The sequence below is a fragment of the Cytophagia bacterium CHB2 genome (genome assembly GCA_030263535.1).
GTDB lineage: Bacteria > Zhuqueibacterota > Zhuqueibacteria > Zhuqueibacterales > Zhuqueibacteraceae > Coneutiohabitans.
The window spans coordinates 1-8,376 of record SZPB01000291.1 but is presented as its reverse complement, the minus strand read 5'-3'; the positions used below and the strand labels follow the sequence as shown (position 1 = coordinate 8,376).

Genomic DNA, 8,376 nt, shown 5'->3' with positions numbered 1-8,376 from the left:
ATACGTTGCACTGGAAAAGGATTTGAGCACAGCCGGCAGCGTGCGCTGCATTCGCGAGTATGTGCGCGAAACCTGCCTCGTTCATGCCGCGGACATTCTTGCGGAAGCGCCGGTGCGCGCCATGCTCGATTTTCATCGCAGCAAGCGCAGCCTCGCGACGCTCGCGCTTTATCCGCAACCGGCGCCGTTGTCGTATGGCATCGTGCGCCGCCAGCCCGACGGCCGCATCCGGCAATTTCTTGAAAAACCCACCTGGCCGGAAGTGTTCAGCGATTGGGTAAATGCCGGTGTGTATCTCATCGAACCGGAATTGGTGGATCACATTCCTGAAAGTGATCATCAAATTTATTTTGAGAAACACGTTTTTCCGCAGCTCGCGGCTGCCGGCGCGCCGCTGTACGGCTTTCCCATCACCGGCTACTGGCGCGATGTCGGCACGCCGGAGGATTTGCGCGTCGCCAATTTGGAATTTCTGGATGGCCAGCTTCCTGCCGCGTTTTTGACGCGCGACGAAACCGCGCGCCATCGCCACGAACGCACGTTTCTGGCCTACGGCGAAAGCAATAGCATTGCCAGCACCGCGTTGTTGTCCGAAACCGTGATCAAAAGCGGATGCCGGATTGCGGCCAATGCCAAGATCACGCGCAGTGTGCTGCTTGATAATGTGAACGTGCTCGCCGGCGCCATCATTGATTCCGCCATCATCATGGACCATGCCTGCATCGGCGAATCGGCGAGCTTGTTGCCGAACAGCTTGATCGGTGAAGGCGCTGAAATCGCTGCGCAATCGATCATACAGGCTCACGGCGTTGTCAATCCCAAACAACGAGTTTCGTCGGGGCAAGTTGTTCCCACGCGCCGCGTGTTGCCCACCGGCTATTTGCGCGGCTTTGTCGACGGCGGCAGCGTGATGGGTATGTGTTTCAATGCCGATTTCATGACGTGGCTTGGCAAAGCATTCGGCTCACGGCAAGCGCTTGCCGCTGCCAGCAACAGCGAGGCGGTACACAGGCCTATTTTACTTTGCGCCGCTGATGCCGGAAATATGCGCGAGTTGGTTACCCCGCTTATCGCCGGACTGACGGCCGCTGGTTGTGACGTTGCTTGTTTGCAGCGGGGCACATTGCCGCTCGCGCGGCATCTGCTTTTCTCAAAAAATCATGCTGGCGGCATATATGTTGGCAAAGAAGATGACACGAATCTCCTGCGTGTTGCGTTGCTGACTGGTTCCGGCGAAGATCTCACCTCTCTCGAAACCTGTTCCTTGGAGTTCGTCGAGCTGCTTGAACATGGCCGGCAGGGAAGTGTAACAGCCGTTGACGAGCGCTATGCCTATGAACACTATCTGCAAGCGCTTGCGAATGTCGTTTCGCCCGGGCGGGTTGACTGTCCTGCGCCTGTGTTTGTCAGTCTTGCCAACGCGAAGATCGAGCCTTTGCTGCAAAGTTTCGTCGAGCGTCTGCAATTGCCGCTCCGTATTAATCCGCTGCGCGGAGACGTTGTTGTCGCATCACCGGTCGAAACCGAGGGTTGGCATTTTGAAATTGATAGCGCCGGCGAGAAGCTGAAGGTTTTCTTCAAGAACGATGCCGGTATGCGCACCACGATCTCAGATGGCGCGCTTGCAGAGTTGTTGCGGCAACAGGTTAATGGCGAGGTGAAGCTGCTGTTTAATTGGCTGATGTTGCCAACCTGCAATCGCGAAGAAGACCCGCGCATGATTCGTGTTCCGGGCGTCAAGGCGAATTTTGTAGATTTTGCTCGCCGGGAGAAAATACCGTCATGGCTGAGCTTTGATGGCCAGGGCAGCATTACGATTTCTGCCTGGCAATCTTATCCTGATGCCTTAATGGCTCTTGTTTATCTTTTGCCCGGATTGGCCGTGCTGGCGCAGCGCAATGACGATGCCACTTTGCGCCAACAGCAATTGTTATCCTGCACAAACGAACTGAAGGCGATGTTGATGCGGCGGTTGTTGGAGAATTTTGCCGGCAACGTGACCGGCATTAGCGACGGCATTCGAGTGGGCGCCGAGGCCGAATGCGTCATTGTCAGGCCCTGCGCCGGGATTGACGCGCTGCAGATTTTTTATGCGGAGAGCCCGTTCAATGAAAAACGGAATTCTCTGGCGGCTTTGGTTACAAAGAATTTGACGGCCTGGATAAAAGAAAAGGAAGGCAGGTTTATGAAGAATGGCAGGAGGAATTAGCGTTTCTGCGAGGATATTGCTTTGCGGGAATCTTTTTCGAGCGTCGCGGGAGCGCGCGCTCAAAAAAGATTCTCAAAACGATCGGGCGAGAAAACCCTGAAAGCGCTCAGGTCACATGTCTTCGTAGAATGTGATCTCGGTGATTTCAACGTGTTTGGTGCGGCGCGGCAATTTGATTTCGACCGAATCGCCCACCTTGTGCTTCATCAAGGCTTGCGCGATGGGAGACTGGTAGCTGATGATGTTTTTTTCCAGGTCGGTTTCGCCGTCGCCGAGAATGATGTAATTCTCCTTCTCCTGCGAGGCTTTGTCGACGATCGTCACCATCTTGCCGAGCGTGACGATGCCATCCGGCAAATCATTTTTGCGGATGATGCGCGCGTTTTGAAAGCGTTCTTGCAGCATGCCGAGCTTGGCCATGAAGTTCGCCTGCTTGTTTTTGGCGGACTCATATTCCGCGTTTTCACGCAGATCGCCGTGCTCGCGTGCAGTTGCAATTTCCTTTGCGATGTCGTTTTTGAGATATTTTTCGACGCGCTCGATTTCTTTGCGCAATTTTTCGTAGCCGGCTTCGGTAAAATAGTACTGCTTCATGAATAAACTCCTCGAACAAAATATAAACAAGCTGCTGATTTTGGCATGGCGCTGGAAGATACAGCAAAGCCATTCTGCGCAGGCGGAATGGCTGTTTGATTCCCGCTAATTTTAAAGGCGCGAAAATATACAAAATTAGGCGGTGGGTATCAACTTATTTTCGAAATTTATGATTGCGATTATCAGCGCTTGCGTGTAAATTCTCCGGCAAAAAAATCCAACAATGCCTCGCAAGAATTTTAATCCCGGCGTTTATTTAAACAGAATTCCCCGGCCCCGGCAGCGGGAGTTACAAAACAAACTTCTGCAGTGGTATCACGCGGCGCATCGTGTTTTGCCCTGGCGCAAGCAGCGGGGGTCATATGCCATCTGGGTTTCGGAAGTCATGTTGCAGCAAACCCAAACCGCCAAAGTGCTCGAGTATTATGCGCCATTTTTGCGCCGTTTTCCCCGGGTTGAAACCCTGGCCGCAGCGCCGCTCGATGACGTGCTGAAGGCGTGGGAGGGTATGGGTTATTATGCGCGCGCGCGCAATTTGCACCGCGCGGCAAAGTATGTTCACGAAAACTTGCGTGGCCGGCTGCCGCGGCACTATGAGGCATTGCTGCAGATTCCCGGTATTGGTCCGTACACCGCGGCAGCCGTCGCCAGCATCGCGTTCAATCGCGATCATGCCGTCGTCGATGGCAATGTCGAACGCGTGCTCAGCCGCCTGTTTCGCATTGCGCTTCCGCCCAAAGATCATCGCGCCAAGCAACTCTTTCGTGAGCTGGCGCAGGCCTTTTTGTATCCGGGGCGCGCGCGTGTGTGGAATCAGGCGCTGATGGAATTGGGAGCTTTAATATGTACCCCCAAGCGCCCCAAATGCAGCGAATGCCCCGCAAAAAAATATTGTTGTGCCTATAACCAATTGCGTGATCCGGCGCAACTTCCGGCGCGGCGCCGCAAGCCGGTGCTGCCGCATTACGATATTGTCGTCGGCCTGGTGAGAAAAAACAATCTCCTGCTTATCGACCAGCGCAAACCGGAGGGTTTGCTGGGCGGTTTATGGGAATTTCCCGGCGGCGGGGTCAACCCGGGTGAAACTCATGCGCAAGCATTGCCGTTGCGATTGCGCGAGGGCCTGGCGATCGAAACGGTGATGGGCAAAAATTTTTTGCAAGTTAAGCATGGCTATTCGCATTTTCGTGTGACGCTGCACGTGTATCACTGCGACTATATCAGCGGCGAGCCGCAAGCGTTAACCTGCCAGCAATGGAAATGGGTACACCCAAAGGATCTAAAAAATTATGCTTTTTCAACCGCGAATCGGCGCATCATCGCGGCGTTAATGCAAGAAGCTGGAAGCGTATGAGTTGTATGGCAAATCCAATAGACTTTTTTACCGTTGGCGCACGACGTTTGCCTGCCGCATATCTGTCGCAAGCGCTGAACTGGCAAAACATCGACAAGACGATGTTCGCAGCGCCGGCTCTTGACATCCGGCTGGGACTAACGACGCCCTACGCAGACGAAGAAACCATTGTTGACGATGACATCGGCTCGCGCATCGGCGAGCCGTGGAAAGTGATCCTGTTCAACGACGATATTCACACCTTCGACGAAGTCATTGTGCAGTTGCAAAAGGCGCTGGGCTGCGGCGCTAAGCGTGCTGAAAAAATCGCGTTCGAAGCGCATACTCGCGGCAAAGCCATCGCGTTTGACGGCGAATTTCCGGAATGCTTTCGGGTGGCCGGCGTGTTGCGCGAAATCCAGCTTATCGTAGAGATCGAAGGATAAAATGGAACAAAGCCATTACCACCTCTTTAACGAAATCCAGGAAAGCCATTGGTGGTTTCAAGCCCGCAATCAAATCGTCGCTGCCCTGTTGGATAAACACCTCGCGGCTCTCCCGCTTGACTCACAGAATCACTCCGGCGCCCAACGCTGCTTGATCGATGTCGGCTGCGGCACCGGCGCGATGTTGCCGATGCTGGCGCGCTTTGGCCGGGTTTATGGCATCGATAGTGAGCCGGAAGCCATTGCTTTGTGCCGCCAGCGCGGTTGTGAAGACGTATTTCTCGCCGATGATGCGCAATGGCGGGATAAGCGTTATGACGTGCTGACATTTTTCGACGTCATCGAGCATGTTGATGATGACAGCGGAATGCTCTCGCATTATCTGCGCTGGCTCAAGCCCGGCGGCCTGGTGATGATCACTGTGCCGGCATTCATGTTTTTATGGAGTGAACACGACGAAATCAATCATCATCGCCGGCGCTATACCAAAAAACAATTGGCAAATCTCATTGCGGCAAGCGGGCTTCAGCTCGATCGTATTTCCTACTACAACAGCTTGCTCTTTCCTCCGATTGCGTTTCTGCGGGTGCTGAAAAAACTCGTGCCCACAAAAGCGCGCCCGCCGCGCTCGGATTTCGAGTTGTCAAGTCCGCTAATCAATACGGCGCTCAAAACCATTTTTGCCTCCGAGCGATTTTGGTTGCGGCGCTGCTCGTTTCCTGCGGGCTTGTCGCTGCTATGCGTGGCGCGGAAACCAAATGGATAACCGGCTTTCCGGCGATTCACGAACGCCGGCATTTCGTCGTTGCCGGAACAGTGTTTGAGAAATCGATCAAATCAGATTAATCGCAGCCACGCCAAAAGCGCGGCTTGACATATGATGTCTCGCTCGAATTTTGTTCACAATATTCTCTTGCCGGCGTTGCCGGTTCTCGTCTTGCTGGGTCTGGCTTTGCCCAACTTGCGGCTGCCCGGGTTGCAATACGATGAACTTTATTACGTGCCGCCGGCCGTGCGCTTGCTCTATGGCGAGCTTGGCGGCGAGCCGATTGCGATCGATCCCTCCACGATCAATCTTTGGGGCCGGCCCTTTCCGTTGATGTTCAATTACTACACCAGCTTTCTGCGTACTTATCTCGCCTTGCCGGTTTTTGCCGTGTGCGGTGTGACACCTGAAAGTGTGCGCGGCATTTCCCTCGCGCTTGCCAGCGGCGCGCTCATTTTTGGATTTTTCTTCCTGCGCCGATTATTCCGCGATTATCGCCCGGCATTTTTAACCTGCCTGCTGTTGGCGTGCGACCCGAGTTTCGTGCTCTACAGCCGCCAGGATTATGCAGCTATCGGCACCATGATGCTTTTGAAAATGGGCGGATTCTGGGCTTTGCTCAAATGGTGGCAGGATAAAAAAAATCTTTATCTGTATCTCGGTTTGTTCTTGCTGGGATTGGGTATCAGCGATCGCGCCAGTTTCTTGTGGATCGTGTTTGCGTTGGCGCCGGCTGTTGCCCTGGTAAAATGGCGCGAAGCGTCCGCGGGCATGGCCGCGTTGTGGCGCGACAAAGGTACATTCTTCAGGGCAATGGCCGCGGCCGTTGCCGGCGCAGCCATTTTTCTTGCCTTCAATCTCGCCACTGGCGGCGGCACATTCATGCCGATGGCGCAAAATTTTGAGAAAACAGAATTGGGCGGCGTGAATAATCTGCAATTCTTTGATAACTTTTGGCTGCGCTGTCAAATGCTGACGGATTTGCTCGGCGGACATTATTTGCCGCAATCGTATGACAGCAACGGCGCGTATCAAACCACGGCCTGGCATTGGGGCCCCTCGCCGCTGGCATGGTTGATTCCCGCAGCCTTCATTGGGATTGTGCTGCAACAAATTCGAAGAAAACTGAAAAAACAAACCGCTGATGCGGCCCTGGTGTTTTTGCTTGCGCTCAGCTTTCTGATTTTCGTGCAAACCTGCTTCACGCCCACGAAATTAAGCGGGCAGCAATTGCTGTTGCTTTATCCGTTTCTTCATGCGCTGGCAGCCGCCGCCCTCGTGAACATGTTCGATTTCTTTTCTTCAAACACGCGCACGAAACTTGTTGCCGTCCGTTTCGGGACTGTTTTTTTGCGCATGAAAACCGCAATCGCAGTGGTTGGCGTCGCTATTGTTTTGTTGCTCTCGGCCTGGCCGGTTTTCACTTATCATCGCGCTATTCTAACAACCGGCGGAAAAGGCGTTTGGAGTGATGCGATTTACACGATGGCTGATTTTCTGCGCGAACATCCCGGCAAAACCGTGGTGTGCATGGACTGGGGTTTCAATCAAAACCTGCTTTCGCTCAGCGCCGGAAAAATCAAAACCGAGCGCAATTACTATGCACACCGGCGCATGCCGCTCGAACAGCTTGCGGCGCGTTTTGATGAACAACATTGGTTTCTGTTTCATGCGCCGCAATACACGCTGCAAGCCTGGCCACGAGAGGATTTTAACGAAGCGTTGCGCCTTCATGCAAGTGCGGTGGATACCGTGAAGAAATTTTTTCAACGAAATGGCGAGGAAGTTGCTTATCTGCTGCAAATCAGCTCTGGCGCTGGCCGATAAAATCGGCGCTACGCTGTCTGGTTGCTCCAAGACGGTTAACTATAACGCAATCTTTCAGACGAACACGACTTAATCCCCCGTACCCAGAAATTGGCTGCTTGAGGTGACGGCGCCACCTTCCTCTCTGAATGGGTGCCACAAAACGACCCATCCCACAAAGATTTCCTCCTGCCACTTTTGCTTATTTTTTCAGAATTTAATGCAGAAATTCGACGCTGGAAGCGCCTTTCTGTGGCACCCATTGGCATATTCTAACCAGATATTTTTTGACACTCCTATTTTTGTTTTTAATAGAATTGCGTTTGCTCTTAAAGATTTGGCAAGTAGTTTGCTAAGGAAGATGTCTAATTAAATAATTTCGATAATTGGTTGTAATTTATATCATATTTAAAATATAGACAAAACATAAATTAAATTAATTATTGATATTTTAATTTTGACTTAACATCGATGAGTTATTTTGCCAAAAATCTACCGGATAATATGGACCAGCTACAGGAGTAAGAAGTGAAAAAAAATAATTGGCGGTTTGTTTTTGCGGCGATAGTACTTCTTGGACTTTTTCCTTTGCACGGCCAGGCGACGCAACGCAGCGCGGCATCCGTGGTAAAGGAGCCCAGAAAGTTGTCAACGGTTTTGCGCAATTATAACAATTGCCTGCGCGCCGAGGTCGAGGGCGTGGTTGAATCCGCGATTTTCCACACGATCATCCTGCGCCTCAAAGCGCCACAGGAAGATTACTCCAAACTTATCGCCGAATTGCAGCGCCTGTCATTCGCAGCCGGCAATCCGAGGCTGCGCTATCAAGCCTTTCTCGGCGCCACGCTTCTGGCGAATGCCGAGCAATTTCTCGATGCCGGCCAAAGCGAACACCTGCAAACGTTCACGGATGATCGCCGCGTGGAGTTTTTTGCTGAGATTGCGACACTGCTGGAAAATCAGTTTGCCGATTTATAGAAGTCGTTGTTTTTCTCTTCCTCGCAGGATGCGAGGAAATTTATTCGCCGCATTGATGTGCCGTCGTAGCCTGGATTTGTCGCAGGCCGAGCTAGTTGCGCGACCTGAGTTTGTCGCGCGGTCTGAGCTTTTCGCGCGGCCTGAGCTTGTCGCGTAGCCTGAGCTTGTCGCGTAGCCTGAGCTTGTCGCGTAGCCTGAGCTTGTCGCGTAGCCTGAGCTTGTCGCGTAGCCTGAGCTTGTCGAA

The 8,376-nt window shown here is 52.9% G+C and carries 7 protein-coding genes; 6 read left to right on the top strand and 1 reads right to left on the bottom strand.

The features are described from left to right. The coding region (locus tag FBQ85_22300) for a hypothetical protein (protein MDL1877872.1) at window positions 1-2,209 on the top strand (2,209 nt) is incomplete at its 5' end. Between the two features lie 111 nt (window positions 2,210-2,320). Here FBQ85_22300 and greA read toward each other — a convergent pair. Beyond that, a complete protein-coding gene (gene greA, locus FBQ85_22295; protein ID MDL1877871.1) occupies window positions 2,321-2,803 on the bottom strand; it encodes a transcription elongation factor GreA in 483 nt (160 codons plus the stop codon). A gap of 223 nt (window positions 2,804-3,026) precedes the next feature. On the opposite strand from greA, the gene mutY reads away from it, so the two are divergent. The 5 genes from mutY (at window position 3,027) to FBQ85_22270 (ending at window position 8,132) form a co-directional block, all read left to right on the top strand. Further along, window positions 3,027-4,157 carry an A/G-specific adenine glycosylase gene (gene mutY, locus FBQ85_22290; protein ID MDL1877870.1) on the top strand — a complete coding sequence of 377 codons (1,131 nt, stop codon included), beginning with the start codon at window positions 3,027-3,029 and terminating at the stop codon, window positions 4,155-4,157. A 101-nt stretch (window positions 4,158-4,258) separates the two neighbouring features. Next, the gene (locus tag FBQ85_22285) at window positions 4,259-4,582 is read left to right on the top strand and encodes an ATP-dependent Clp protease adaptor ClpS (protein MDL1877869.1); all 324 of its coding nucleotides are present in this window, start codon (window positions 4,259-4,261) and stop codon (window positions 4,580-4,582) included. A gap of 1 nt (window position 4,583) precedes the next feature. Next, a complete protein-coding gene (locus FBQ85_22280; GenBank protein ID MDL1877868.1) occupies window positions 4,584-5,348 on the top strand; it encodes a class I SAM-dependent methyltransferase in 765 nt (254 codons plus the stop codon). Window positions 5,349-5,459: 111 nt separating this feature from the next. Beyond that, window positions 5,460-7,175: a hypothetical protein gene (locus tag FBQ85_22275; protein ID MDL1877867.1), complete on the top strand. Its 1,716-nt coding sequence runs from the start codon at window positions 5,460-5,462 to the stop codon at window positions 7,173-7,175. Window positions 7,176-7,682: 507 nt separating this feature from the next. Continuing rightward, window positions 7,683-8,132 carry a hypothetical protein gene (locus FBQ85_22270; protein ID MDL1877866.1) on the top strand — a complete coding sequence of 150 codons (450 nt, stop codon included), beginning with the start codon at window positions 7,683-7,685 and terminating at the stop codon, window positions 8,130-8,132. Window positions 8,133-8,376: the final 244 nt, after the last annotated feature.